The following is a 25,785-nucleotide window of genomic DNA, read 5'->3' as shown; positions in this document are numbered from 1 at the left end:
AATTGGACAATCCTCATTCTACCTGGCACTTTCGAACGCTGAAATCTCATTTTCAAGCTGCAGTGTCAGTGCAATATCATCCCAACCATGGATCAGCTTTTCTTTATGATAGGCCGGGATGTCAAAGTGGACTTTTTCCCCACCGCTGACAGTGATCTCTTGTTCAGGCAAATCGACAATCAGTTCCAATTCCCCTTGCTTTGCAGCTTCCATCCACTTTTTTAAAGTTTTTTCCTCCATCTTGATTGGCACTATCCCGTTTTTCAAAGCATTATTATAGAAGATATCTGCAAAGCTAGGAGCAATGATGACACGGAATCCATAATCCAGCAATGCCCAAGGTGCATGCTCGCGAGATGACCCGCAACCAAAATTTTCACCGGCTAAAAGAATGCTGGCGCCTTTGTTTTCTGGAAGATTCAACTCAAACTCCGGACGCTCTGCTCCTGCATCATCAAATCGCCAATGATAGAACAAAAACTGCCCAAAACCAGTCCGCTCAATCCGCTTTAAAAACTGTTTCGGAATAATCTGATCCGTATCCACATTCGAACGGTCCATGGCGACCGCTTTCCCCTGATGAACTTGAATTGCTTCCATTTTATTCTGCCTCCTTTAGGGACAGTCCCCATTTTTTTATCCCTTTAACGCGTTATCCTGTTGGGTGACTGTTCCCACATTTGCATAGCTTCTTACATCGACAAAGTGTCCTTCGATTGCAGCGGCAGCGGCCATTTCAGGACTGACAAGATGTGTCCTTGCTCCATTTCCCTGTCTCCCTTCAAAATTACGGTTTGAGGTGGAAGCGCATCTTCCTCCTGGAGGGACAACATCGTCGTTCATGGCCAGACACATGGAACATCCTGCTTCACGCCATTCAAAACCTGCATCTTTAAAAATCTCATCAATACCTTCCTTCTCTGCTTGAAGCTTGACACTGAATGAACCAGGTACAACGATTGCCCGCACACCATCTTTCACTTTTTTACCAGCAACAATGCCGGCAGCCTTGCGTAAATCACCAATGCGTGAATTCGTACATGACCCAATAAACACATGGTCAACATGAATGGAGGTGATTGGCTGGTTCTCCTGCAAATCCATATAGGTCAGTGCTCGTCTTAAATCATCAGGATGATTCGATGTGTTAATGGAAGGTGTACTGCCATTAACTGGTGCACACATACCAGGATTCGTTCCCCAACTGACCTGCGGCTCTACCTCATCAGCTTGGATCGTTACAGTTTGGTCATACTCTGCACCCTCATCTGTTGCCAATGACAGCCATTCCTGAGCCGCTTTTTCAAACGCATCTCCCTGCGGTACATTCGCTCTGCCGCGCAAGTAATCGATAGTCGTCTGATCAGGGCTGATAAGTCCTGCCCTGGCACCGGCCTCAATAGACATATTACAAACTGTCATCCGTTCTTCCATTGATAAAGCATGCACCGCTTTACCAGTGTATTCCATCACATAACCAGTACCGAATTTGATACCGAATTTCGAAATAATGGCTAAAATCAAGTCCTTCGCCGTTACCCCTGGTCCCAAATCCCCTTCGACCTTAACATTTAATGTTTTGGGACGGTCTTGCCACAGTGTCTGAGTTGCCAATACATGCTCCACTTCACTTGTTCCAATACCGAATGCCAAAGCTCCAAAAGCACCATGTGTGGAAGTATGACTGTCACCGCAAACAATCGTTTTCCCCGGTTGGGTCAAACCCAGCTCTGGCCCAATAACATGAACGATTCCTTGATCAGGGTGAAACATGTCCGCCAGCGTGATACCAAAGTCATGGCAATTCGTTCTTAATGCTTCCATTTGCTTTTTCGAAACTGCATCCTTGATCACATCACGATTTTTCGTTGGCACATTATGATCAACAGTTGCATAGGTCAGCCCTGGCTGTCGCACTTTCCTGCCATTTAACCGCAACCCTTCGAATGCCTGAGGCGAAGTGACCTCATGGACTAAGTGCAAGTCAATATACAGCAGATCGGGCTTCCCTGTTTCTTCATGGACAACATGTTTTTCCCAGATTTTATCAATGATGGTTTGTGCCTGTTTCATATAATACACCTCCGATTATGCGTACATGCTGCAAATACTGTTGGCAACACTTTTTGCAGTCATATTGTCTATCAAACGATCGGTTATCTCCTTGGTTCCTACCACACGTTCGCCAGCGCCCGCTAAATCTGGTGTCCGATACCCTTGTTCTAATACCGTGTCCACTGCGTCTTCAATGTCTTTAGCTTCCTGTTCCAAACCGAAGGAATGACGCAGCATCATTGCCGCGGATAAAATCATGCCAAATGGATTTGCGATCCCTTTTCCGGCGATATCAGGAGCGGAACCATGCACTGGCTCATACATCCCCACTCCATCTGTACGAATACTGGCAGAAGGGAGCATGCCAAGAGATCCAGTAAGCACAGATGCTTCATCGCTTAAAATATCCCCAAACATATTTTCCGTGACAATGACATCGAACTGGTCAGGCTGGGTAATCAATTTCATCGCAGCCGCATCGACCAGAACATGGTCTACTTTTACATCAGGATATTGTTTTTGCTTCTCTTTGACAATCTCACGCCACATGCGGCTTGATTCCAGTACATTCGCTTTGTCAACAGAAGTGAGACGTTTTTTACGAGTCAGCGCACTTTGAAAAGCTTTATCGATGATACGCTCCATTTCCGTTCTCTCATAATAGAGCGTATCAACTACTGCATTGCCATCATTCGTCCGCTCGCTCGGCTGGCCGAAATAAATACCGCCTGTGAGTTCGCGAATGATCAACATATCACTTCCCTCGACGACTTCTTTCTTTAAAGGAGAAGCATCTAAAAGCGACGCAAAACCTTTCACTGGCCGCAAGTTCGCAAACAAGCCCAAAGTCTTTCGAATGCTAAGAAGACCCGCTTCCGGCCGCTGTCCTGACGGGTGATTATCCCATTGAGGTCCCCCAACAGCTCCAAGCAGTACTGCATCAGCCTGCATACATGCATCAACCGTTTCCTGCGGCAGCGGTGTTCCACAGGCATCGATAGCTGCACCTCCAATCAGATGCTCATGAAAAACAAAACGATGCCCGAACTCACTTGCCACAGCCTGCAAAACCAGCTTTGCTGATTCCATAACCTCCCTGCCGACGCCATCACCAGGTAATACAATAATCTGCTTCTTCATCTTGTTTTCCTCCCTTTGTGATGAACTATCTATCACTTCCATCCACCTTTGGAAATCCCTTTTCCTTTCTTGTAAGCATTCACTTTATTAAACCGGTGACTGAACTTTGCTCTCTTCCCGTGCCACCTGGATCAAATATCGGTTAACAGCGTTGAGGAACGCATTGGCAGAAGCTTCAAGCACATCCTGTGCGGTACCGCGGCCTTGCATGTTTTGCCCGTTAACCTGCAGTTGCACCCTTGCCTCAGCCAATGCATCTTTTCCCTTGCCAACTGAGTTCAGCTGATAATCCTGCAAATGTAAATCTTCTGCAATCAGCCGATCCATAGTCTGATAAATCGCTTCGACACTGCCTGATCCTGTAGATGCCGACTGCACGGTATTCCCCTGAGGGGATGTCAATGAAACAGTAGCAGTTGGAATATTTGAGGTGCCATATTGTACCTGAAACATTACCAGCTGATATTGTTCTACGGTACTGTTTTCAGTTTGTATATTCATCAAAATGGTGAATAAGTCATCATCAGTAACTTCCTTCTTGCGGTCCGTAAGTGATTTGAATGCCTCAAAAGCTTCCCCCACCTTTTCTTCGGCAAGCTCATAGCCCATATCCTTGATTTTTTCTTTGAAAGCATGCCGGCCAGAGTGTTTCCCCATAAATAATGTATCTGATTTCGCTCCGACCATTTCAGGTGTGATGATTTCGTACGTTTCTTTGTTCTTTAGAACGCCGTCTTGATGGATACCTGACTCATGGGCAAACGCATTTCGGCCAACTACTGCTTTGTTTCTTGGAATATGCATCCCGGTCAATTTCGCAACCAGATCACTCGTACGTTTCGTCTCTGAAAGATTCAGGCTGGTAGTATGTGGATAAAAGTCAGAACGTATCTTCAACGCGACAGCGACTTCTTCCAATGCCACATTACCCGCTCTTTCGCCAATGCCATTAATCGTACCTTCCACTTGGGTCGCACCATTTTCAACTGCTGCCAGTGAATTAGCTACTGCAAGGCCTAAATCATTATGACAGTGACAAGACAGATCGACTTTATCGATGGACGGAACATTTTCTTTCATATAGCGGAACATCTCGCCGTATGTTGCTGGGGTGGCATAGCCGACAGTGTCCGGCAAATTGATGACAGACGCACCTGCAGCAATTACTTTTTCAATGAGTTGTGCTAGAAAATCCCAGTCCGACCGTGAAGCATCTTCTGCCGACCATTCTACTTTCGGGAAACGCTGACGCGCGTATGTCACCATATCCACGGCTGTTTCCATCACCTGTTCCGGTGTCTTTTTCAATTTGTAAGTCATATGGATCGGTGACGTAGCAAGGAATATGTGCAAGCAAGGTTCCTCAGCTCCCCTCAACGCGTCCCAGGCAGTATCGATATCGGACTTCACTGCTCTGGCCAATCCTGTCACAGAAGTTGCATGGATTGTATCTGCAATTTGTTTCACTGCTTGGAAATCCCCTTTGGAGGAAGCAGGAAAACCTGCCTCCATCCGATCTACGCCGAAGCGTTCCAGTTGTTTAGCGATTTCCAACTTTTCCAGTGCATTCAAATTCACTCCCGGCGATTGTTCCCCATCTCTAAGTGTTGTATCGAAAATTTTAATTCGGGACATGCTGCTTCACTTCCTTTTGTTTAGTTTGTTTTTCCAATGGCTGTTTGACAAAAGGCATTAAAGCACGTAACTCCTTTCCGACTTTTGTGATTTGATGTTCATTTTCCTGTCTGTTGATTGCATTGAACTGAGGACGGTTTGCCTGATTTTCCAAGATCCATTCCTTTGCGAATTTGCCGGACTGGATATCAGTGAGTATTTCTTTCATACGTTCCTTTGTCTCTGCATTCACGACACGCGGACCGGATACGAAATCACCCCATTGTGCAGTATCTGAAATAGAGTAACGCATATTTTCTATACCGCCTTCGTACATCAAATCAACAATTAATTTCATTTCATGAAGCACTTCAAAATAAGCCAGCTCCGGCTGATAACCAGCTTCTGTTAATGTTTCAAAACCAGCTTTTATCAAATGCGTCAGCCCGCCGCATAATACTGCCTGCTCACCAAAAAGGTCCGTTTCCGTTTCTTCTTGAAAGCTTGTTACCAAGACGCCTGCCCGTGCAGCACCAATCCCTTTTGCATACTCGAGAGCAATTTGTTCCGCCTGACCGCTGACATCCTGCTGGATTGCGTATAATGCCGGAACACCAGCTCCTTCCTCAAACGTGCGTCTGACCAAATGTCCTGGTCCCTTCGGAGCTACCATGAACACATCTATATCAGATGGCGGCTGGATCTGGCTGAAGTGAATATTGAATCCGTGCGCAAAAGCAATAGCATTTCCAGGCTGCAAATGATCTTTGATGCTTTCGTTATAAACCTTAGTTTGCAATTCATCCGGCAAAAGCATCATCACTACATCAGCTTCAGCGACAGCATCAGCTACTGAATAAACAGCAAAACCATCTTCTTTCGCTTTCTCCTGAGATTTTCCTGGGCGCAATCCGATGACCACATCATATCCGCTGTCACGCAAATTCTGTGCATGTGCATGCCCTTGTGAGCCATAACCTACAACCGCGATTTTTTTACCTTGCAATACACCTGTTTGAATATCGTTATCGTAAAGAACTTTTGTCATGTAAATGACCTCCTGAAATTGTTTTTATTGAAAGCAAGGATACAGCCTTGCAATACAAGCAAATGTTGATGTTTGGTTTATTGCTCATCATATGATCCGCATGGTCTGGTAATCATGATTATTCACACCGTATCAGCTGCTCTCTAAAATTCATCACTGGAGAAAAATAAATCTTCAAATCTGATATTTGATATGCAATATATCGATTGAGAATACATATGCGCGATACCACGAATGTATGAGCAGTTTATTACGTTTGTCGACTTTTCAACGAATTGTTCTGTCGTGTTTTAGCAAGCCGCATATTCTTAAATCGTGTATGCTTTTTGAATATCAGTCACTTGCCGGGGCTGCTGGCCTCGTAAAAAGGCAGTTACACCTGTTCGCGCCAATTCTTTGATCCCATATGGTCTTAACAAGGTAATCAGCGCTTCGACTTTTTCAGGTTTACCTGTCACCTGTATGGTCAGACTGTCTTTGCTGACATCGATGATAGAAGCACGGAATGGTGTGATGATGCTTTGAATCTCTGCTCTGGATTGTCCACTGCCGCCCACCTTGATAAGGGCTAATTCTCTGGCTACAATCGCTTTGTCAGTAATGTCGGAAACCTTCAGTACGTCAATCTGTTTATGAAGCTGTTTAGTAAGCTGCTCCAGCTTCTGCTCGTCGTTAATATGGACGACAAATGTCATTTTGGAGATACCCTCTATTTCTGAAGCCCCGACAGTGATACTTTCGATATTGAACTGCCGCTTGTTCAGCATTCCAGTTATCCGGTTAAGCACACCGCCGCGATTTTGAACGGTTGCGGTTATAATCCGTTTCATTTCTTCACCCCTAACATTTCATGCAATGCTTTGCCAGGCGCTATCATTGGATAAACCTTTTCTTGTTGTGCGACTCTGAAATCTGCGACAACCGGGCCTTCTATAGCAAAAATTTCTGCCAGCGCCTGATCGACATCCTCCTCATGATGTACACATAGTCCACGGATACCGTAGCTTTCGGCAAGTTTTACAAAGTCTGGATTCGCTGTCAGCATCGAAGATGAGTACCTTTCTTCGTAAAAGCTTTCCTGCCACTGCCTAACCATGCCAAGCGCTTCATTATTGACAATGATTACCTTGACTGGCAATTGCAGTTGGCTGACAACTGATAATTCCTGCAACGTCATTTGGAACCCTCCGTCTCCGACAATGGAAACGACCAATTGGTCTGGAGCACCAAGCTGAGCTCCGATCGCTGCTGGGAAGCCAAATCCCATTGTTCCAAGCCCTCCGGATGTAACCCATCGATTCGGTGTTGCAAATTTATAGTACTGGGCCGCCCACATTTGATGCTGTCCGACATCCGTTGTAACAATCGCTTTTCCATCGGTAGCCTGATAGACTTTTTCCATTAGCCACTGCGGCGATACGTACTGTTTTGGTTTTTCATACCAAAACGGATATGTTTCATCATTTGCTTTAACATGTGCACGCCATCCATTTGTATCAGGCAGCTCCTCCACTGTTTCCAGCAGTGCAAGCAATGCCTCCTTTGCGTCAGCGACAACAGGTATATCTGTTGAAACGTTCTTTCCAATTTCTGCTGGATCGACGTCAATATGAGCCACTTTCGCCTTTGGCGCGAAACTCTTCAAGTTCCCTGTTAGACGGTCATCGAACCGGGCACCCACATTGATTAGCAGATCGCATTCCTGGATGGCCATATTCGCTGCATAGGATCCATGCATCCCGCCCATTCCTAGTGATAACTCATGCTCCCCAGGAAAGCTTCCCAAGCCTTGCAACGTCGTGACAACCGGTACCTTACACATGACTGCAAGCTGTTGCAGTTGTTCAGAAGCTTTAGCAAAAACAACACCGGCGCCTGACAGGATTAACGGTCTTTGCGCATTGCCAAGGGCTGCTGCCAACTTGATGATTTGCAGCGGATTGGGATGTTTTGTTGGCTGATATCCCTGCAAGTCGAAATCATCTGATCCCGGTTCATACACGACAGTTTCCGAAATGTTTTTCGGAATATCAACCACCACTGGGCCAGGTCTGCCTGTGTTAGCAATATGAAATGCTTCTTTTACGACTCGCGGAAGATCCCGTGCATCATTCACCTGATAATTGTATTTCGTAATCGGCATGGTGATGCCCATGACATCCGACTCTTGAAAAGCATCTGTGCCAATAACTTGATTGGAAACCTGCCCTGTGAATACAACGAGCGGCAATGAATCCATCATGGCATCCGTGATGCCAGTCACGAGGTTAGTGGCACCAGGCCCTGACGTTGCAAAAACGACACCAGGTTTGCCTGTCACGCGAGCATACCCTTCTGCTGCGTGAATCGATCCTTGCTCATGCCTGGATAAAATATGCTGAAACGGTGCATTACTGCGGTATAAAGCATCGTATATGGGAAGTACCGCTCCGCCTGGGTAACCAAAAATCGTATCCACATTTTCTTCGACCAACAGGTCGATCAACAACTCAGAACCAGTACATGCTTCTTTCACTGCTTGGGGATTTTGCTTTGCTTCACCTTTCACTTTCACATGCCTCCTTGACAATGATATATATTGCTGACAGAAAGTCTTGCTGAAAAACTTCTGTTCCAACCTCATTCATACCGGGCTTTTATGTCCCCTGTTCTTTTAAGTGAATCGTACGCCTTATGATCCAGCAATAGAACCATGGAATCCTCTTTGAATACGTAAGATTCCGTCAATTCAAAAACAGGAAATCCCACTTTTTTTACCAATGCAAAAAGGCTCTATTCGCCCCATACTTATGCATAAATGCAAAGCGGTTGGGGAGAAAAGAGCCAACTTTTCACGGTACCACCCAATTTTACAGTGTATTTGCAGACACTGCCTCATCAAGCCATGAAGGCTTGCTTTGGTAACAGGTACTGAAGGTTTCAGCACCTGGCCGTGCCTATTCGGAAAAAATTCCTTTCAGCAAAGCACTCAGGGATGATGTCGAAATGAGCTGTGTTTCCGGATTTTCACCATCGCCGGATCTCTTTGAACACTGAAACTCTATTTCTTTATTCCCGTCATCGATTTTATTTTTTCAGTTCGTTTCGTCGTTTAAGATTTTAACACCATTTCATCGTATTGACTGAAACTTTTGAAGTATTGATATTGCCGATAATCATATAACGTTTTTAAAGTTTGGTCAATACCTTTTTACAAATTAATTTTCACGTGTATTTCTGCAGTCTGTAACTGTATCCGCTTACATGAGCAATGTGTTAGCAAAGCTTGTGGTTAGAATGTTCATATTACATTTTAATGACATTTATTTATTGCATTCGGTATATCATTTTGACAACTAAAACCTCCCCCGATGGGACAAAATAGCTTTCTGGTAATTTAAGTACATGTGTGCAAAAATTGAGTAAGAATAACTGACATTTTCACTGGATTTAGACATGCATTTGTTTTAAACAAGAAATGCTTATCTTATTATTTCCGGTCAGCCACCAGGGAGGTAACAAATTGGAACGATTACTGGCAATTGGTGATATTCATGGGGAACTATCCCTTTTTGAAACACTACTGAAAAAAGCAGCTTATGATCCCCAAAAAGATCAATTGATTTTAATTGGGGATTATATCGACCGTGGCCCTGACAGTTGCGGCGTTCTGGAGAAAGTGATGGACCTTCATGAAAAAGGTGCTATCGTATTGCGGGGCAATCATGAGGAAATGTTGCTAAGCGCTATGGATGAAAGTTCAGGCTCTTTGGAGCATTGGCTTCGTAATGGGGCATCTGAAACGATTGCTAGCTACATGGGTGATGCCGCTGCAGAGAATGCAGCTGACGTGCTTGCGGATTCAGAAATCTTTAAAAAGCATGTTTGCTTTATCCGAGAACGGGACTACATTTTTCAGACGCCTGACTATTTATTCGTGCATGCAGGCTTGGATCCAAACCAACCATTATCAGAAATGGACAAGCATACTTTTGTCTGGATACGTGAACCGTTCTTCTCGGATTATCGAGGGGAAAAAACAGTTGTATTCGGCCACACGCCAACCGCATACTTACACGGTGACAATGACTGCCATACCGTTTATTTCGGAGATAACCGGATCATCGGCATCGATGGCGGGGCTGTGTTCGGTGGCCAACTCAACTGTTTGGAACTTCCAAGTAAACATGTCTTCAGTGTACATGCATAGCGTAACAAAAGAAAAACTGCCAGATCAAGGTGTTGCATCTGGCAGTTTTTCTTCTGTTCTGTGGGGCTGCCCCCGTTCTTACTGTTATTTAAAATCCGTTACAGCACCTTTTGAAGAGCATGATACGTTATGTGCATACTTGCCAAGGATGCCTTTTTTATACAATGGCGGAGCTGTCCAAGTCGATTTTCTTTTTTCCAGTTCAGCTTCCGATATGTTCATCGAGATTTCCTTGGCATCGGAATCGATGGTCACCTCATCCCCTGCCTGTAGTAATGCGATCGGTCCGCCGACCTGTGCCTCTGGGGCAATATGGCCGACAACAAGCCCATGGGTTCCGCCCGAAAAACGACCGTCAGTCAGCAAAGCGACTTTTTCTCCAAGTCCTTTTCCAACAAGCAGACTGGAAATAGACAGCATCTCCGGCATTCCTGGTCCCCCTTTTGGTCCGACATGACGAATAACAAGCACGTCCCCGCGTTGATCTTGCCAGCTTGAATCGCATCTGCCGCCTCTTTTTCGGTATTGAAAACGCGGGCAGGTCCAGTATGACGGGAAACCTTCACACCGGATACCTTCGCGACTGCACCGTTTGGTGCCAGATTTCCCTTCAAGATAATCAACGGACCGTCTTTTCTTTTAGGCTCGTCCAGCGGCATAATAACCTTTTGCCCTTCCACCAGATCAGGAACTTCAGCAAGATTCTCTGCAACGGTATTTCCTGTGACCGTTAAGCATTCTCCGTGTAAATAACCATTTTCATAAAGCAGTTTCATGACAGCTTGTACACCTCCGGCATGGTGTAGATCCTGCATCACATATTGACCGCTCGGCTTCAAATCAGCTAAGTGCGGAACTTTCTCTTGGATCCGGTTGAAATCGTCGATTGACAAATCCACATCGATAGCATGCGCCATGGCAAGCAGATGTAACACTGCATTTGTCGAACCGCCAAGGGCCATCACAACAGTGATCGCATTTTCAAATGCTTCTTTCGTCATGATATCCTTTGGATAAATACCTTTTTCCAGCAGCTTATAGACTGCCTCGCCCGCTGCAACACAGTCCTCACGTTTTTCCCCTGTTTCAGCCGGATTGGATGCACTTCCTGGCAGGCTCATTCCCATTGCCTCTACAGCCGATGCCATAGTATTAGCAGTATACATGCCTCCGCACGCACCCGCACCAGGGCATGCATGACACTCAATCGCTTTAAGTTCCTTGTCATCGATATCACCATTGTCATGTTTCCCTACACCTTCAAAAACAGAAACAAGATCAATATCTTTGCCATGAAGCGAACCCGGCGCAATCGTCCCGCCATACACAAATATTGCTGGAACTTCACTATTGGCAATCGCGATCAGACAGCCAGGTATATTTTTATCACAGGCGCCGATCGCCACAAGAGCATCCAGGCTTTCTGCCCCGACAACCGTCTCAATCGAATCCGCAATTACATCCCGGCTTGGAAGCGAATACCTCATTCCCTGGGTCCCCATCGAAATACCATCGGATACAGTGATGGTATTGAACATAAAGGGGACTCCTCCCGCATGTCTCGCACCATCTCTCGCTTTCTCCCCTAAATCGTTCAAGTGGATATTGCATGGGGTCACCTCACTCCATGTGCTTGCAATTCCGATCATCGGTTTCTCAAAATCACTATCCTGCAAACCTACTGCACGCAACATGGCCCTGTTTGGCGCTTTTAAATTTCCTTCACTGAACACCTTACTCTTGATACGCAAATCTTTTTTCATTTTAGTCCAACCTTTCTGCCCTTTAAAATGTAATATATTTCCGATATTAACAATTGAAATGTTCTCGTTTGCCATGTGGAAAGCCTTGCATGCCAACTGCATCCACAATGGCGTACGCATCAGCTGATCTGCCGGCTTCCGGCGGCTGAGGCTTCTGTTTGTTTCTTAGTGGTGCGCTTGCCCCACCATGTTGCAAGGATAGGCCCAGAGATATTATGCCAGACGCTGAATATTGCACTGGGAACCGCTGCAATTGGTGCAAAGTAAGCCAGAGCAAGCGTAGAACCGAGGCCGGAATTTTGCATACCGACCTCAATCGAAATGGCCTTCTGATCGTCAAAATTAAGCCGAAGCAGCTTTGCAACAAAAAAACCGACCAGCAAGCCCAAAACATTATGTAACATAACGATGGACAAAATCAGCAAACCAGTTTCGGCGATTGCTGTATTATTGACTGCCACTACTGCTGCGGCAACAGCAACAATACCGACGACAGAAACAAGCGGAAGTGCTTTGACGCTTTTTTCCACTTGCTTTCTAAACAGCAATCGTACGACAATTCCTAACACAATTGGCAGCAGAACAATTTGCACAATCGACATAAACATGGAGCCCGCAGATACCGGCAGCCATTTACTGGCAAAAAGCAATGTCAATGCCGGCGTCAATAACGGTGCAAGCAGCGTGGAAACTGCAGTGATCGTCACCGATAATGCTGTATTTCCTTTCGCTAAAAAAGTCATAACATTGGAGGCAGTTCCGCCCGGACAACAGCCGACAAGAATAACCCCAACTGCTACTTCTGCCGGTAATTGAAATGCAGTAGCCAAACCGAATGCAAGCAGCGGCATGATAGTGTATTGAGATATGACCCCGACCAGCACGCTTTTTGGCATTTTGATAATTCCTTTGAAATCATCGATTGACAAAGTGAGCCCCATTCCAAACATAATGATACCAAGCAACAGGGAAATATGTGGTGCGATCCACGTGAACCCGCTTGGCATGAAATATGCCCAAATAGCGAAGAGGATTACCCAAATGGCAAATGTGTTTCCTGTAAAAGCGCTGACTTTTTCTATCGTTTTCATTTTAATCCTCCTTGTGGCAATTTCTAAAGATTTTATACCTTATTATTTGAAAAATCAAGATGTTTTCTGAAATTAGTTTTTTCTTACATGTAAAACAACTGCGTAATTTTTCTTGGTTTGAGCCTTGTTTACCGGCATTTTATGTCAAATTGTCTTCCGTTAAAAAGCGAGAGTTTTCACATAAAACTGAAATAGTGAGCAATTGGGCTTGCACTCGCTAAAAAAAAGGATTATCATTGGTTACAAATTTTACAACAAGAGGGGATAGGAAAATGGATGAAGAAATGAGAGTATCCGTAAGCATGTGTGAAAACCACAAACAAAAGCCATCGACACAAGAACTGATATTTGGCCGTTCATTCACAGATCATATGTTCATCATGGATTTTTCCGATGAACTTGCATGGCACAATCCAAGGATCGTACCATACCAGCCTATATCCATCGCCCCATCTGCAATGGTATTTCATTACGGACAGAGCGTGTTTGAAGGGATGAAAGCTTATTTGAACCAGGAGGGAGAAGTACAGCTTTTCCGCCCGCAGAAAAATCTGCGTCGAATGAACCGCTCCAATGATCGTTTATGTATTCCAGAAATCGATGAAGCTTTTGTATTGAAGGCAATTAAGCAGCTTGTAGAACTGGAGAAAGAATGGGTTCCAAATGCGGAGGGAACATCGCTGTATATACGTCCGTTCATTATTTCAACAGAGCCCTTCCTCGGTGTCGCACCATCACGCCGTTATCAGTTATATGTAATTTTGTCGCCAGTGGGGGCTTATTACAAAGAAGGGATTAACCCTGTCAGTATCTTGGTTGAAAATGAATATGTGCGGGCAGTGGCTGGCGGGACCGGCGAAGCAAAAACCGGCGGAAATTATGCCTCCAGTTTAAAAGCACAAGAGATTGCTGCGAAAGACGGCTACTCTCAAGTTCTGTGGCTCGACGGCATTGAAAAGAAATATATCGAAGAAGTGGGCAGTATGAATGTATTTTTTAAGATTGACGGGGAAATTGTTACCCCTGCACTGAATGGGAGTATTTTGAGCGGTGTAACACGAGATTCCGTCATTCAATTGCTTAAACATTGGAATTTGCCTGTCACTGAACGGAAAATCTCCATGGAGGAATTATACGATGCACAGCAGGCTGGACGGTTAGAGGAAGCCTTTGGAACTGGTACTGCAGCGGTGATTTCGCCTATCGGAAAATTTGCGTGGAACGAGAAGCAATTTACTGTCAATGACGGTACGACAGGACCAATTGCCAAGCGCCTTTACGATACATTAACAGGTATCCAGTATGGGCAAATGGATGATCCATTTGGCTGGATTGAAAAGGTGACCGAAAAAGAAAACATTCATGCATGATTTTTTTAAACTACAAGGAAACAATAAACGGTCTTATCACTCTTTTTCTAATTGTACACCAGCAGATAACAGATGGCATACGCCATCTGTTATTTTATTTCCCTTTAAATCTAGCGGCCTTCTTGCATTTCCCATTCATGAATCTCAAAATCTCTCGCACCGCTAACAACATAAGGATCTTCTAAAACAATAGATGTTATGTCAGCAATATCATTCCCTTGGTAAATCACCATGCCGCCCCATCCATCGACAAAACGCCCTTTGACGAAGACATGCCCTTTCTCACCTTGTTCTTTCAAGAATGCCAGATGATCCGGCCGGTATTGTGCGCTTTTTTCTTCATCCTTCATCGGTAAAAACACTGCAAAATATTTCATCAACAATTTCCTCCCCCGCTAATATAACTCTATTATGGCATAGCCGGGAAAATTCCGTCCACAGAATAGGGAAATCATAACTGTTACAGTTGAACAGCGTACACTAAAAATATTTTAAAAGAAATTACAAATGAGATGCGATATTGATAGAAAAACAGAAAATGCCTAAAACAGTGATGACCCCGCCTATTGTCGCAGTGATGAAGAAAAATCCGCCAGCGCCGAGGATAGCAAATGCAATACTGAGCATCATGATTGGCAATCCGATATTATGAAGCCAAAAATGAAAATGAGCTAATTTCGTCTTTGCCAGGTTAGGAAAGATTTGATAGATAATACCCGCAAGCGCAAGCGACACCCAGCCAAGCAAATTCAAATGGACGTGGATCGTAGCCAAATCAAAAATATGTACTGCTGACATATAAAGTCCAAATGAAACACCGAGAGCAAAGTAAATAACCGATATCTTGATCAGCGTTTTTCCCACATTCTCCCTCCTTTGCATCTATTTATTTTATGCGAAGGGGCTTGGCCGACATGCTTTTTTTAAGCCAGGAGGTTCAGGGGAGATTTTTAAAGTGAAAGCAAAAAAGCCAAGACGTTGGCAAAACTCGAAAACATTTCTTTCCAGTTTTTCCAATTGTCTTAGCTGTTGTGATCATGGCCAACATACAATCAATATACGTTGAAAGGAGAATGCTTTTAGTTATTTTTCATCATAGCTGTCAGGATTTGTTCCACTTCGGTCATTCCTATTCAATGCATCGATGGCCCGCATATCTTCATCAGATAGGGAAAAATCGAACACATCCGCATTTTCCCTGATTCTATCAGCATGAATAGATTTAGGTATGGTTACCACATGGTTTTGCAAATCCCATCGTAAAATTACCTGAGCAATGGTTTTTTGATATTTTTCCCCTATTTCAGCCAATACTTGATTTTCAAAAAGCTGTCCCCGTTTCAATGGTGACCAAGCTTCCAGCTGGATATTTTGCCTTTCACAGAAAGATTTTAATGGTTGCTGTGTCAAGTGCGGATGATATTCCACTTGATTAACCATCGGCTTAACTTCTGCACCAGCCATCAGATTTTCCAGGTGATGCACATGAAAATTGCTGACACCGATCGCTCTGACCTTTTTGTCTCTATATAACTTTTCCAAAGCTCGCCAAGTATCTTTATAGCGTCCTTTGACAGGCCAATGTATCAGATACAAATCCAAATAATCAAGTCCTAATTTTTCCAGGCTGTCAGAAAAAGCTTGCAACGTCTTTTCATAACCCTGCTGGTCATTCCAAACCTTAGAAGTGACAAACAATTTTTCTCTAGGAATTCCCGCCTGTCTGATTCCTTCACCGACACCGATTTCATTTTGATAAAAAGAAGCAGTATCGATACTTCTGTATCCATATGAGATTGCTGTACGAACGGCATCTGTGGCAGTTCTGCCATCCTCTACTTTGTAAACCCCAAGCCCAAACCATGGCATCTTCACACCATTCGACAGAGTAGTTGTGTCATCCAACTGTTTCATCCAAACACCTCCTTTACTGAACTTTTATCCATCATATACCAGATGGAGGTGCACAAGCATGTGTTTTGCTTATAACTTGCCATTAACAATGGTTATCATATGACACGTTTACCGCTTCTGCCGGCAGTAAGAATTCCAGATATAGAAAATGTCCGCACTTTTTTCCTCCAAAAACAGTACGCAGTGATATAATTATTTTTTACTTCAAGTACACGAATATATCGCTCTGTAATATGGCCATCTCCGTCAACATAATAAATCAAAAGCGTCTGGGCCGTCTTCATTGCCTGAACCAATTGTTTTTTCAAAAAGCGAACCCTCCTAAGAAACATTTGTTCTCATTTTATCCGAAACAAATCAGCACATCAAGAACATTTGTTCCGTAAAATATTGCATATTTTTCTACAAATTGGGTATTTACATAAAGAATAGGTCCATGTTTGAACTTTGTGAGGACGTTGAATATCCAGTACTAAAGAACGGCTTTTACAGTCTGGAACAAACAAAGTATATTCCTCTGACTCAAACAACTTTATTTTATAAACAGACCTTTGGAATACTTTCAATAAGGAGCCATCAAATGATTCGAATTGCCGCCGTGACCGAAAATAACCAACTCATTTTGAATTTGACATTGGATACATTGCATCTCTCCAACTACAGCTGGTGCTGGATTGATTATAACGACCCAACAGCCGCAGAAATCAGATTGCTATCGACAAAGCTGCACTTCCATCCACTGGCAATCGAGGACTGTACTCACGGGAATCAACGTCCCAAGCTTGATTATTATGATGACTTTTCATTTTTTGTCACGCATACAGCCGCAACCGCAAGCAGCCAGGAAAATCAAATCAATTTTTTTCTTGCTGAAAAATGTATTGTTTCCTATCACAAGCAAGATTTAGAAGAAATCAATCAGGTTTGGAAGCAGCTTAGTCTGGATGAGAATGCAGAGGCATGGGATAAATACCGAATATTTTATGAAGTGATGGATAATGTGGTAGACAACTTTTTCCCTGTCATCTCCAGTTTGGAAGAGCAAATCAATGAAGTAGAAGAAAATACGGAAAACAACACAATGGATGTTCTGCTGGACAGGCTATTCGACCTGCGTCATCAACTGCTTGAGCTACGGCACAGCGTCAATCCAGTCAGGGACTTGTTTTACCGTATCGTCAATTCACACCATTTAAAAGGAATTCAGGAACGCAGAGAATATTTTGTAGATATTTATGATCATTTACTAAAAATATCGCAATTGGTCGATTCCAATCGGGAAATAACGAGTGATATCCGTGAAAGCTTTATCTCCAGAAATTCCTATCAGCAAAACAAGGTCATTCAAATGCTGACCATTGTCACATTCATTTTCGCACCATTGACATTCATCGCAGGAATCTATGGAATGAACTTTACCAATATGCCTGAACTAAAATGGCATTATGGCTATCCACTTATCATGGGATTCATGCTGCTGATCACCATCGGTATGGTGCTGTGGTTTAAGAAAAAAGGCTGGTGGTAATACCCCAGCCTCCAAAGACAGACTTGCAATTCCGTGATGACCGCCGGGAATCGAGGCGCTTTCAAGCGAACATGCAATACACAAGAAAAAATCCTTGCGAATGATTTCCGCAAAAACCACCAATGCCTGTACCCTCCTATTTTACGGCAGCACTTTCCCCGGATTCAATATCCCGTTGGGATCCAGCGCCTGTTTCAATTTGCGCATCACAAGCAGCGCATCCCCATGCTCTTTCTCCTGATATTTTTTCTTGCCGACGCCGACACTGTGCTCACCTGTACAAGTGCCGCCTCTTTCCAAAGCATAAGTAACGATATGTTCATTCACCTTGTCGGCTTGCTGTAAATCTTCTCTATTTTCAGGGTCAACCATCAATATGATATGATAGTTTCCATCCCCGACATGCCCAACGATACCTCCTGGCAACCCGGAAGCTTCCACTGCTTTTCGTGCATCTCTGATGGCCCCAGACATTTCTGAAATTGGCACACAAACATCTGTCACCATTTGTTTTTTGCCTTGATGGTTATGAATATAAGCGTATGCGACATGATGCCGGGCTTCCCATAGTCTGTTCATCGCTGCAGTATCTGATTCAAAATGAAGCGCACTGCAATGGTGGTCGTCCATAAGTTCTTTCGTTAAAGCAACATCTTGCTTTAGTCCTTCCTTGTTTCCATGAAATTCAAGAAATAATGTCGGTCCTTCCGGATAGTCTGTTTCACTATATCGATTGATTTGTTTCATTGATTCCTCATCGACCAGCTCGACCCGTGCAATCGGAATACCAGCTTGCAGCAAGGAAATGACAGCCTGCACACTTTCATCAAGTGTCTGAAAAGAAGCTCTTGCTGCCAAAGTATGCTCACTTATACCATGGATGCGCAGCGTCAACTCTGTAAAAATTCCAAGCGTTCCTTCCGAACCAACAAATAACCCGTTCAGGTTGTATCCCGATGAAGATTTTGCTGCGAGACTGCCTGTATGGATTACCATGCCATCAGCTAAGACCACTTCCATATCACGGACCTGATCGCGCATGATACCATATCTGACTGCTGAGGTCCCACTGGCATTGGTTGCCGCCATCCCCCCCAGTGTTGCATCCGCTCCAGGATCCACGGAAAAGAACATGCCATATTTTTTCAATTCCTTATTTAATTGTGATCTTGTTACCCCAGGCTGTACGGTTACAAGAAAATCATTTTCCCGTAAAGTAATTATATTGTTCATCAAAGAAAAATCGAGTGATATTCCTCCTGAATAGGGAATGATATTCCCCTCCAAGCTGGAACCATAGCCGAAAGGAACGACTGGCATTTGATGCCTGGCAGCCAGCTTCATGATTTCACTCACCTCAGCAGTTGATGCCGGAAAAACGACTGCTTCAGGCAAACATGGCTGGTGATAAGATTCATCCCGGCTATGCTGTTCGAGAAGTGTCTGGTTTTTGCTTATTTGCTTTTTGGGAATAATTTGATTCAATTCTTCGAAAAATGTCATTTCATAACCCCTCCGTCTGTTTATACTAACATTTCGAATAATTACAAGGAAACGATAATAACTAAGCTATCAAATAAGCTATCAAAAATTCATGCCGAGCACCGCAAACCAGCAATATTTATGATATACTAAAATCACTGGTATGAATTTTTTACATACCTTCTGAAGGGAGAAATTGACCATGCTTTCCAACATTGGCGTTCCAGGTCTCATTCTTATCCTGATCGTTGCACTGATTGTTTTCGGACCAAGCAAGCTTCCTGAAATCGGCAAGTCTTTCGGACAAGCCTTGTCTGCGTTCAAAAAATCAGCCAGTGAGATGATGAATGAAGACGATAACAAAAAAGACAATGAAACGAAATAAAATGAATGAACGCTGACATCCCCGTTCTGTTTGATGCGTGTGTCAGTGTTTTTTTAAAATATGCTTTTTTGCAAATTATGCAACATTTGGTTTCCAATAAAAATAATCCTGCTCTTGGACATATTTTGATATAATATAATAAAAATGGTTAAAGAGGGAATGCATAATGTCTATTACTTTAAAGAATTTCTTTATCGGCCTCTCGCAAAATCAAATTTTAAACAACATGGCCAAAAAATATGGTTTGAAGCTTGGAGCACAATCAGTTGTGGCGGGCACAAATATTGATGAAATGATTGAAAGCGTTTCAGAATTGAATACACATGGCATCTCAGCTACCATCGACAACCTTGGTGAGTTTGTTACAGAAAAAAAAGATGCTACTGACGCAAAAAATCAGATTCTTCATGTCATTGAGGCTATTCATGCCAACAATGTAAACGCACACATTTCTGTTAAGGCGACACAGCTCGGCTTGGATATCGATGAGGATTTCTGTTTTGAAAACATTAAAGAAATCGTATCCAAAGCGAGTAAGTACGACATTTTTATCAATTTTGACCAGGAAGATTACAGTCATCTTGCTCCGACATTCCGTCTGCTTGATGTGTTAAGCAAAGACTATGACAATATTGGAACCGTCATCCAGTCTTATTTCTATGAATCTATGGATAACATTGAGAGATATAAGGATTACCGTTTACGTATCGTCAAAGGTGCTTACAAAGAACCTGAAGAATTGGCTTTTCAAGATAAAAAAGATATTGATGAAAACTATTTAAAGCTGATTGAGTATCATTTGCAGCACGGCAAGTTCACATCGATCGCAACCCATGACCATCACGTCATCAATCATGTAAAACAATTTGTGAAAGCGCATGATATTCCTGCTGATCAATTTGAATTTCAGATGCTATACGGCTTCCGCAAAGATTTGCAATATGAGCTGGCAAAAGAAGGATATAACTTCTGCACCTATGTACCTTTTGGAAACGACTGGTACGCTTATTTTATGCGCCGTCTGGCAGAACGTCCACAAAACATGAACCTGATGTTGAAGCAAGTCTTTAATAAAAAAACAAATACACTAGTTGGTATCGGTGCTGGTGCCTTCCTGTTGGGCAGGCTCAGCAAACGTAAAAAATAATTCGTAAGCTGTCAAAAGGAACGTCAGGGTTTTATCAAACAAACCCTGACGTTCCTTAACTAATGCATATGATAAGCTGCGTTTCAAAGGATGTGCCGCAGCCTTTGCCCCACTTTATATCAAATTGATTTCCTGTACCGAATTCTAATATGACGGGGTGTGCACTATCATTGATTTGTGAATGACAAGAAATGTAATGTTAACCGATCAACATCACTTACTATTGCCATTTCTGATCTCATCCTTTGCTTCTCTGCTCTTCTTGCGGACCTCATTCCGATGATCAAGGCCATTTTTACGGAGGTTGTTCCTGAAATCCAATGCTGTTTGACGTGCATAGTTTCTTAAAGCCAACCCTCTTTTTCGAGCCTTGTCTCGTACGGTATAGCCCTTGACATCAAATTTTTCCTCTATATATCCTGATAAATGAATCAGATTGTTTTCTTCTTCCTGCGCCTGATTCACCATTTCATTTTCTTGCGAATGAAGTGCATTCAAGCGGTCTACTTCAGAACTGTTTATATCATTAAGATTTTCGACTTCCCAACTATTCCATTCATTCAACAGTTCGGTTTTTTCCTGTGTGAAATAATTTTCAAGCTCCTGTTTTGTACGGACAGTCGTATACGCTCCATTACCCGCTTCTGATACTTTTTTCAGCGCCTTCTGTCCCGCATCATCCACATCGAAACCAATGATGTTGACTACTGCCTGTATATCGGATTCATGCAATTTTTTGGCTTCTTGGACCGGGTCTCCTCCACACGTCTCCACCCCATCACTGACTACGTAAACGATATTTTCCACATTGTTTCCTGTCTCATTTTTCAGATCATTACCAGCATCTCGAATAGATGCGGCAAGAGGGGTCCAACCCGCCGGCGAGAATTTGGCCAATGCTTTTTTCATCTTCTTCTTATCGTAAGCTGACAAGGCATAGACTTCTTCCGAGCTTTTACATGATTTTGCTTTATCAGCATTGCTTCCAGTACCTTTATGCCCATATGCCCGCAATGAAACATGCACGCCTTCTGGCAGCTTGCTTAAAAAATCATTCACAGCTTCCTTCGCTGTATCCATCATTGTCCTGCCCCCGATTTTAGCCCCCATACTTCCACTGGCATCAAATAATATGGTTACATTAACCTGAGCACCATTCTGTTTCCCGGCTGGTCCAGTACTTTCTTCAGGAGTGGCTGAATTGCCGGCATAAGATGTGTCTACCTGGCTGAAAAATGCATGATAAGGCCGATAATCTTCAGCAACCAGTGCGAGCGTACGATAATAATAATCTTCCGCTTCCTTCCCTGGAGGAAAACGATCGATTTGTTTTTTCACTTCCTCAACATCATATTGATCCCCGCTGAATTCCCCCGGTTCTGCCTGCATCATTGCGACAGGATCTGTTTCTTTATATTTCTGCAGCTCTTTTTGTTCCTCTGCCGCTTTTCTTTCTGCGTCTGCAGCTTTTGCTTTGGCTTCTTCCATTTCAGCCGTACGATCTTCTGCTTTTTCCGCTGTTTTAGATTGTTTGTCAGCTTCAAGTGTTCCTTTTCCGTTCGAGCAGCCGGTCATCACTAAGAATACCACCAACAACATGAACAGCAATCTTTTTCTCATTACCATGTTTTTCCTCCAATTAACCTGTTTATCATCATTATTATAGGAATCATTTGAAAATTAAGCAAGAAAATATACTACGCTCCAAATCTGTGTCAAGAATTTGGAGCCAAAATACTTTCAAAAATATAAAACAACTCCGTATAATGGCACTATATCGTTCTAAATCTGTCAACTGTATGGAGATGAATACCTTAGAATTATTCTGTTCGTTGATTTTTTATTTCACGATTTATATTTTCAGGTAAGGGTGGGAAAACAATGGATTTCGATTTACAGCCAATTGGGGATAATGCAGTCATGGTTTCATTCGGAAACCAGATGGATATGTTGATCCACGAACAGGTACGTAAGCTTTCCGCACATCTTTCTGCAAATACTTTTGATTGGTTAACAGCATTCGTTCCGGCATATACCAATATAACTATTTTCTACGAACCACTGACGATCATGAAACATGTAACGAACACCTCACCTTATGATGAGATATGCCAGAGAATCTCATCTATCGTACAACAACTGCAAATGGAATCAGCCGAAGCTTCAAATATTATTGAAATTCCTGTCTGTTATGGTGGAAAACATGGTCCGGATCTTTCTTACGTCGCAGAAAAAAACCATCTTTCTGAAGACGAAGTAATTGCTATCCATAGCAAGGCAGAATATCTCGTTTACATGATCGGCTTTGCCCCCGGTTTTCCGTATATTGGAGGGATGTCATCAGCGATCGGTACACCAAGAAAGGTAACGCCACGGTTGAAAATACCAGCAGGTTCCGTTGGTATTGCAGACAAGCAGACTGGTATCTATCCAATTGCCTCCCCCGGCGGCTGGCAAATCATCGGGCAAACACCCAAATCATTATTCATCCCCGACGCTGCACAGCCAAGCTTGTTAAAAGCTGGGGACAAAATCTGCTTTAAGCCAATAGACGAAGAGACATTCCTGGAATGGAGGGAAATGCATGATTCTCATTAAAAAACCAGGCCTGCTTACAACCGTTCAAGATCAGGGCAGATATGGATTTCAGCATAATGGTGTCGTCACAAGCGGTGTGATGGATCGAATTTCATCTCAATTGGCTAACTGGCTTGCCGGGAACCACGCCAATGAGGCTGTCCTGGAAATTACGATGATTGGTCCCGTGCTCACTTTCTTAGACGAGGCACTAGTAGCCATTTGTGGTGCCGATCTTTCTCCGGAAATAGACGAAAAAAAAGTGAGAAACGGACGAACAATCTTTGTAAAAAAAGGCGCGGTGCTGCGTTTTGGAGAATGTAAAGCGGGGTGCCGCGCTTATTTAGCTATTTCTGGAGGATGCCATGTTCCTGAAGTTCTCCATAGCAAGTCGACTTACTTGCTGGCAAAAATTGGCGGCTATCATGGAAGACCACTGCAAAAAAATGATCAGTTGAAAACAGGCAAGCCATCAGGAGCAGCGCAGCAAATGCTCCAATCTCTTCAAGAAAAAATTTGTTGCAAACAACATTTTTTGGAACTACCATGGTCTCTCAACCCCAGTTTCAGCCCAGTTCTGGAAAGCGCAGAGAAGAAACCGCTAAAGATCCGTATATTAAAAGGCAAGCATTTTTACTGGTTTAACAAAGTTACCAGAGAAACATTTTTCCAAAGTTCCTTTCAGTTATCCAGCCAATCGGACAGAATGGGATATAGATTACAGGGGGCGGAGCTGGTCTGCAATCAAAATAGTGAATTGCTCTCCGAAGCGGTAAGATTTGGCACAATTCAGGTTCCTGGAGATGGGAATCCAATCGTCTTGATGGCAGATAGCCAAACAACTGGTGGTTACCCGAAAATCGCCGAGACAGCCAGCATTGATTTGCCTGCTCTTGCTCAAGCGAAGCCGGGAGACAGACTCGTATTCACCGAAATATCACTTACAGAAGCACATCGGCTTTTATGGGAAAGAGAAGAACGAATGAAAATCGCTGCATATCAAATTAAAAAACATTTTAACAGGTAATTTTTATCACGCAACGGTTTATATCAGCTAAGGCACTGTTTTAGGAAAGCTGTACCTTTTGCAATAATCAAACGAATAAACAACAAATCCATCTTAAAGGAGCTGATTGACATGTACCGTATTGATTTAAATTGCGATTTAGGCGAAAGCTTCGGTGCATATACAAAAGGAAATGACGAGGAAATTTTAAAATATGTTTCTTCCGCCAACATCGCTTGCGGCTTTCATGCAGGAGATCCAGTGATCATCAGAGAAACCGTCAAAAAAGCAATTTCCAGGGGCGCCGCTATCGGAGCACATCCCTCTACACCAGATCTGGTCGGTTTCGGACGGAGAAATATGGATATTTCTCCCGAAGAAGTGTATGCTGCCGTCTTATATCAAGTCGGTGCTGTACAAGGATTTGTCCAAGCTGAAGGCAGTGTCCTGCATCATGTCAAACCGCATGGTGCGCTTTACAACATGGCTGCAAAAAACTCGGCATTAGCAGAAGCTATTGCCCTGGCCGTTTACCGTGTAAATCCGGAACTCATACTATATGGGCTGGCAGGCAGTGAGCTGATAGCTGCTGGTAAAAAACTCGGCATGCCGACCGCAAGTGAAGTTTTTGCAGACCGGACATATCAAGACGACGGCTCCCTAACACCTCGAACAGAGGCAAACGCGCTGCTCACTGATAACGGCCAAGCTGCGGGACAAGTTATCCGAATGATCCAAGAGGGTAAAGTCGCTTCTCTCTCTGGTAATGATGTTACGATAGAGGCAGAAACAGTTTGCATACATGGTGATGGACCCCACGCGTTGGCGTTTGCCAAAACTATTCATCAACGTCTGTTGGAGAAAGGAATTCAGGTAGGATCTATTGATTAGGATGGTTGTCTTAATGGAATTGAAAAGAATACGTACTTCTTCAGGATGCAGGCGCATAAAAAAGGGCCGCCATACTGGGCGGGCCACTCTCTTCAATTCCATTCGATAAGACACTATTGCAGCTGCTGCAAGATTTCTTTTTCTTTCTTGATGATTTTATTGACCTTTCGTTCAGATCCTCCGGCCCATTTCACATTCAAATAAGCCTCCACAACTTTTTTAGCGAGTTCAGTTCCAATTATTTGTGCACCCATCGTGATGATTTGGGCAGCATTACTTAACTGAGCTCTTTCCGCTGAATAAGTGTCATGACAAAGCGCGGCGCGAATCCCTGGGTACTTTCCTGCTGCGATAGCGACTCCTATACCCGTACCGCAAATAAGTATTCCTCGATCCAGCTTTTCCTCACTGATTGCCTGTGCAACCTCAAATGCCACATCAGGGTAGTCCACAGCATCACAGGATGAACATCCATAATCGACAATCTCGTGTTCCATGCCAGCCAGGAACTTCTTGATATCCTCTTTTAAATAAAAGCCATTGTGATCGCTTCCGATGCCTATTTTCATAGTTTGCAGTACCTCC

The 25,785-nt window shown here is 43.5% G+C and carries 23 protein-coding genes and 1 pseudogene; 8 read left to right on the top strand and 16 right to left on the bottom strand.

What is annotated here, in order from left to right; translation table 11 throughout:
- Positions 1–18: 18 nt before the first annotated feature.
- From leuD to ilvB, 7 genes are all read right to left on the bottom strand, one after another.
- Positions 19–600, bottom strand: a complete 582-nt coding sequence (gene leuD / locus ACFSMW_RS14210; RefSeq protein WP_390356701.1) for a 3-isopropylmalate dehydratase small subunit — start codon at positions 598–600, stop codon at positions 19–21.
- 36 nt (positions 601–636) lie between these two features.
- Positions 637–2,073 carry a 3-isopropylmalate dehydratase large subunit gene (gene leuC / locus ACFSMW_RS14205; RefSeq protein WP_390356699.1) on the bottom strand — a complete coding sequence of 479 codons (1,437 nt, stop codon included), beginning with the start codon at positions 2,071–2,073 and terminating at the stop codon, positions 637–639.
- Positions 2,074–2,088: 15 nt separating this feature from the next.
- Complete coding sequence (gene leuB, locus ACFSMW_RS14200) at positions 2,089–3,195, bottom strand: 3-isopropylmalate dehydrogenase (protein WP_390356697.1); 1,107 nt, start codon at positions 3,193–3,195, stop codon at positions 2,089–2,091.
- An 87-nt stretch (positions 3,196–3,282) separates the two neighbouring features.
- Positions 3,283–4,830, bottom strand: a complete 1,548-nt coding sequence (locus ACFSMW_RS14195; protein ID WP_390356695.1) for a 2-isopropylmalate synthase — start codon at positions 4,828–4,830, stop codon at positions 3,283–3,285.
- Complete coding sequence (gene ilvC, locus ACFSMW_RS14190; protein ID WP_390356694.1) at positions 4,817–5,857, bottom strand: ketol-acid reductoisomerase; 1,041 nt, start codon at positions 5,855–5,857, stop codon at positions 4,817–4,819. The genes ACFSMW_RS14195 and ilvC overlap by 14 nt, the downstream gene beginning before the upstream one ends.
- A 308-nt stretch (positions 5,858–6,165) precedes the next feature.
- Positions 6,166–6,687: an acetolactate synthase small subunit gene (ilvN, locus tag ACFSMW_RS14185; protein ID WP_390356692.1), complete on the bottom strand. Its 522-nt coding sequence runs from the start codon at positions 6,685–6,687 to the stop codon at positions 6,166–6,168.
- Entirely contained in the window at positions 6,684–8,405 is a 1,722-nt protein-coding gene (gene ilvB, locus ACFSMW_RS14180; RefSeq protein ID WP_390356690.1) for a biosynthetic-type acetolactate synthase large subunit, read from the bottom strand. The genes ilvN and ilvB overlap by 4 nt, the downstream gene beginning before the upstream one ends.
- A gap of 954 nt (positions 8,406–9,359) precedes the next feature.
- Between ilvB and ACFSMW_RS14175 the strand changes: the two genes are divergently transcribed.
- Positions 9,360–10,046, top strand: coding sequence for a metallophosphoesterase (locus ACFSMW_RS14175; protein ID WP_390356688.1), 687 nt, complete (start codon positions 9,360–9,362; stop codon positions 10,044–10,046).
- 84 nt (positions 10,047–10,130) lie between these two features.
- Here the strand turns inward: ACFSMW_RS14175 and ilvD are convergent.
- Positions 10,131–11,809 (bottom strand): annotated as a pseudogene (ilvD, locus tag ACFSMW_RS14170) (dihydroxy-acid dehydratase).
- Between the two features lie 119 nt (positions 11,810–11,928).
- Entirely contained in the window at positions 11,929–12,900 is a 972-nt protein-coding gene (locus tag ACFSMW_RS14165; RefSeq protein WP_390356686.1) for a bile acid:sodium symporter family protein, read from the bottom strand.
- A 272-nt stretch (positions 12,901–13,172) separates the two neighbouring features.
- Between ACFSMW_RS14165 and ACFSMW_RS14160 the strand changes: the two genes are divergently transcribed.
- Positions 13,173–14,270, top strand: coding sequence for a branched-chain amino acid aminotransferase (locus ACFSMW_RS14160; RefSeq protein WP_390356684.1), 1,098 nt, complete (start codon positions 13,173–13,175; stop codon positions 14,268–14,270).
- A gap of 110 nt (positions 14,271–14,380) precedes the next feature.
- Here ACFSMW_RS14160 and ACFSMW_RS14155 read toward each other — a convergent pair whose 3' ends face one another.
- The 4 genes from ACFSMW_RS14155 to ACFSMW_RS14140 form a co-directional block, all read right to left on the bottom strand.
- Positions 14,381–14,647, bottom strand: a complete 267-nt coding sequence (locus ACFSMW_RS14155; RefSeq protein WP_390356683.1) for a YciI family protein — start codon at positions 14,645–14,647, stop codon at positions 14,381–14,383.
- A gap of 124 nt (positions 14,648–14,771) precedes the next feature.
- The gene (locus ACFSMW_RS14150) at positions 14,772–15,134 is read right to left on the bottom strand and encodes a cytochrome-c oxidase (RefSeq protein ID WP_390356681.1); all 363 of its coding nucleotides are present in this window, start codon (positions 15,132–15,134) and stop codon (positions 14,772–14,774) included.
- A gap of 219 nt (positions 15,135–15,353) precedes the next feature.
- Positions 15,354–16,184: an aldo/keto reductase gene (locus tag ACFSMW_RS14145; protein WP_390356679.1), complete on the bottom strand. Its 831-nt coding sequence runs from the start codon at positions 16,182–16,184 to the stop codon at positions 15,354–15,356.
- 95 nt (positions 16,185–16,279) lie between these two features.
- Complete coding sequence (locus ACFSMW_RS14140) at positions 16,280–16,492, bottom strand: hypothetical protein (RefSeq protein ID WP_390356678.1); 213 nt, start codon at positions 16,490–16,492, stop codon at positions 16,280–16,282.
- 272 nt (positions 16,493–16,764) lie between these two features.
- Here ACFSMW_RS14140 and corA point away from each other — a divergent pair, with 272 nt between their 5' ends.
- Positions 16,765–17,712 (top strand): magnesium/cobalt transporter CorA, encoded by a 948-nt coding sequence (gene corA / locus ACFSMW_RS14135; protein WP_390356676.1) that lies wholly within the window; start codon positions 16,765–16,767, stop codon positions 17,710–17,712.
- 141 nt (positions 17,713–17,853) lie between these two features.
- Here corA and ACFSMW_RS14130 read toward each other — a convergent pair whose 3' ends face one another.
- The gene (locus tag ACFSMW_RS14130; RefSeq protein ID WP_390356674.1) at positions 17,854–19,215 is read right to left on the bottom strand and encodes an FAD-binding oxidoreductase; all 1,362 of its coding nucleotides are present in this window, start codon (positions 19,213–19,215) and stop codon (positions 17,854–17,856) included.
- Between the two features lie 181 nt (positions 19,216–19,396).
- Between ACFSMW_RS14130 and tatA the strand changes: the two genes are divergently transcribed.
- Both tatA and ACFSMW_RS14120 read left to right on the top strand, forming a co-directional pair.
- The gene (gene tatA / locus ACFSMW_RS14125; protein WP_390356673.1) at positions 19,397–19,579 is read left to right on the top strand and encodes a twin-arginine translocase TatA/TatE family subunit; all 183 of its coding nucleotides are present in this window, start codon (positions 19,397–19,399) and stop codon (positions 19,577–19,579) included.
- A 172-nt stretch (positions 19,580–19,751) separates the two neighbouring features.
- A complete protein-coding gene (locus ACFSMW_RS14120; RefSeq protein WP_390356815.1) occupies positions 19,752–20,726 on the top strand; it encodes a proline dehydrogenase family protein in 975 nt (324 codons plus the stop codon).
- A 213-nt stretch (positions 20,727–20,939) separates the two neighbouring features.
- Here the strand turns inward: ACFSMW_RS14120 and ACFSMW_RS14115 are convergent, their stop codons facing one another.
- On the bottom strand, positions 20,940–22,352 hold the full coding sequence (locus ACFSMW_RS14115) for a vWA domain-containing protein (protein ID WP_390356672.1): 1,413 nt from the start codon (positions 22,350–22,352) through the stop codon (positions 20,940–20,942).
- A gap of 255 nt (positions 22,353–22,607) precedes the next feature.
- Here ACFSMW_RS14115 and pxpB point away from each other — a divergent pair, with 255 nt between their 5' ends.
- The 3 genes from pxpB (at position 22,608) to ACFSMW_RS14100 (ending at position 25,200) form a co-directional block, all read left to right on the top strand.
- The gene (gene pxpB / locus ACFSMW_RS14110; RefSeq protein WP_390356670.1) at positions 22,608–23,324 is read left to right on the top strand and encodes a 5-oxoprolinase subunit PxpB; all 717 of its coding nucleotides are present in this window, start codon (positions 22,608–22,610) and stop codon (positions 23,322–23,324) included.
- Positions 23,311–24,330, top strand: a complete 1,020-nt coding sequence (locus ACFSMW_RS14105) for a 5-oxoprolinase subunit C family protein (RefSeq protein ID WP_390356668.1) — start codon at positions 23,311–23,313, stop codon at positions 24,328–24,330. The genes pxpB and ACFSMW_RS14105 overlap by 14 nt, the downstream gene beginning before the upstream one ends.
- 111 nt (positions 24,331–24,441) lie before the next feature.
- Positions 24,442–25,200 (top strand): LamB/YcsF family protein, encoded by a 759-nt coding sequence (locus ACFSMW_RS14100; RefSeq protein WP_390356667.1) that lies wholly within the window; start codon positions 24,442–24,444, stop codon positions 25,198–25,200.
- 113 nt (positions 25,201–25,313) lie between these two features.
- On the opposite strand, the gene rpiB is transcribed toward ACFSMW_RS14100, so the two are convergent.
- Positions 25,314–25,769 carry a ribose 5-phosphate isomerase B gene (gene rpiB / locus ACFSMW_RS14095; RefSeq protein WP_390356665.1) on the bottom strand — a complete coding sequence of 152 codons (456 nt, stop codon included), beginning with the start codon at positions 25,767–25,769 and terminating at the stop codon, positions 25,314–25,316.
- Positions 25,770–25,785: the final 16 nt, after the last annotated feature.

The sequence above is a fragment of the Tigheibacillus halophilus genome, assembly GCF_042683165.1.
GTDB classification, from domain to species: domain Bacteria; phylum Bacillota; class Bacilli; order Bacillales; family Amphibacillaceae; genus Tigheibacillus; species Tigheibacillus halophilus.
Note: the sequence above shows the minus strand (reverse complement) of the source record. Positions and strands in the feature narration are given on the sequence as shown.

What these genes read in the sequence shown, in the direction of transcription:
- ACFSMW_RS14160 (WP_390356684.1), top strand. Translation starts at nt 13,173, where the DNA reads ATGGATGAAGAAATGAGAGTATCCGTAAGCATGTGTGAAAACCACAAA.
- ACFSMW_RS14100 (WP_390356667.1), top strand. Translation starts at nt 24,442, where the DNA reads ATGTACCGTATTGATTTAAATTGCGATTTAGGCGAAAGCTTCGGTGCA.
- pxpB (WP_390356670.1), top strand. Translation starts at nt 22,608, where the DNA reads ATGGATTTCGATTTACAGCCAATTGGGGATAATGCAGTCATGGTTTCA.
- corA (WP_390356676.1), top strand. Translation starts at nt 16,765, where the DNA reads ATGATTCGAATTGCCGCCGTGACCGAAAATAACCAACTCATTTTGAAT.
- leuD (WP_390356701.1), bottom strand. Translation starts at nt 600, where the DNA reads ATGGAAGCAATTCAAGTTCATCAGGGGAAAGCGGTCGCCATGGACCGT.
- tatA (WP_390356673.1), top strand. Translation starts at nt 19,397, where the DNA reads ATGCTTTCCAACATTGGCGTTCCAGGTCTCATTCTTATCCTGATCGTT.
- leuB (WP_390356697.1), bottom strand. Translation starts at nt 3,195, where the DNA reads ATGAAGAAGCAGATTATTGTATTACCTGGTGATGGCGTCGGCAGGGAG.
- ACFSMW_RS14115 (WP_390356672.1), bottom strand. Translation starts at nt 22,352, where the DNA reads ATGGTAATGAGAAAAAGATTGCTGTTCATGTTGTTGGTGGTATTCTTA.
- ACFSMW_RS14165 (WP_390356686.1), bottom strand. Translation starts at nt 12,900, where the DNA reads ATGAAAACGATAGAAAAAGTCAGCGCTTTTACAGGAAACACATTTGCC.
- ACFSMW_RS14105 (WP_390356668.1), top strand. Translation starts at nt 23,311, where the DNA reads ATGATTCTCATTAAAAAACCAGGCCTGCTTACAACCGTTCAAGATCAG.
- ACFSMW_RS14130 (WP_390356674.1), bottom strand. Translation starts at nt 19,215, where the DNA reads ATGACATTTTTCGAAGAATTGAATCAAATTATTCCCAAAAAGCAAATA.
- ilvN (WP_390356692.1), bottom strand. Translation starts at nt 6,687, where the DNA reads ATGAAACGGATTATAACCGCAACCGTTCAAAATCGCGGCGGTGTGCTT.
- ACFSMW_RS14155 (WP_390356683.1), bottom strand. Translation starts at nt 14,647, where the DNA reads ATGAAATATTTTGCAGTGTTTTTACCGATGAAGGATGAAGAAAAAAGC.
- ilvC (WP_390356694.1), bottom strand. Translation starts at nt 5,857, where the DNA reads ATGACAAAAGTTCTTTACGATAACGATATTCAAACAGGTGTATTGCAA.
- ACFSMW_RS14145 (WP_390356679.1), bottom strand. Translation starts at nt 16,184, where the DNA reads ATGAAACAGTTGGATGACACAACTACTCTGTCGAATGGTGTGAAGATG.
- leuC (WP_390356699.1), bottom strand. Translation starts at nt 2,073, where the DNA reads ATGAAACAGGCACAAACCATCATTGATAAAATCTGGGAAAAACATGTT.
- rpiB (WP_390356665.1), bottom strand. Translation starts at nt 25,769, where the DNA reads ATGAAAATAGGCATCGGAAGCGATCACAATGGCTTTTATTTAAAAGAG.
- ACFSMW_RS14195 (WP_390356695.1), bottom strand. Translation starts at nt 4,830, where the DNA reads ATGTCCCGAATTAAAATTTTCGATACAACACTTAGAGATGGGGAACAA.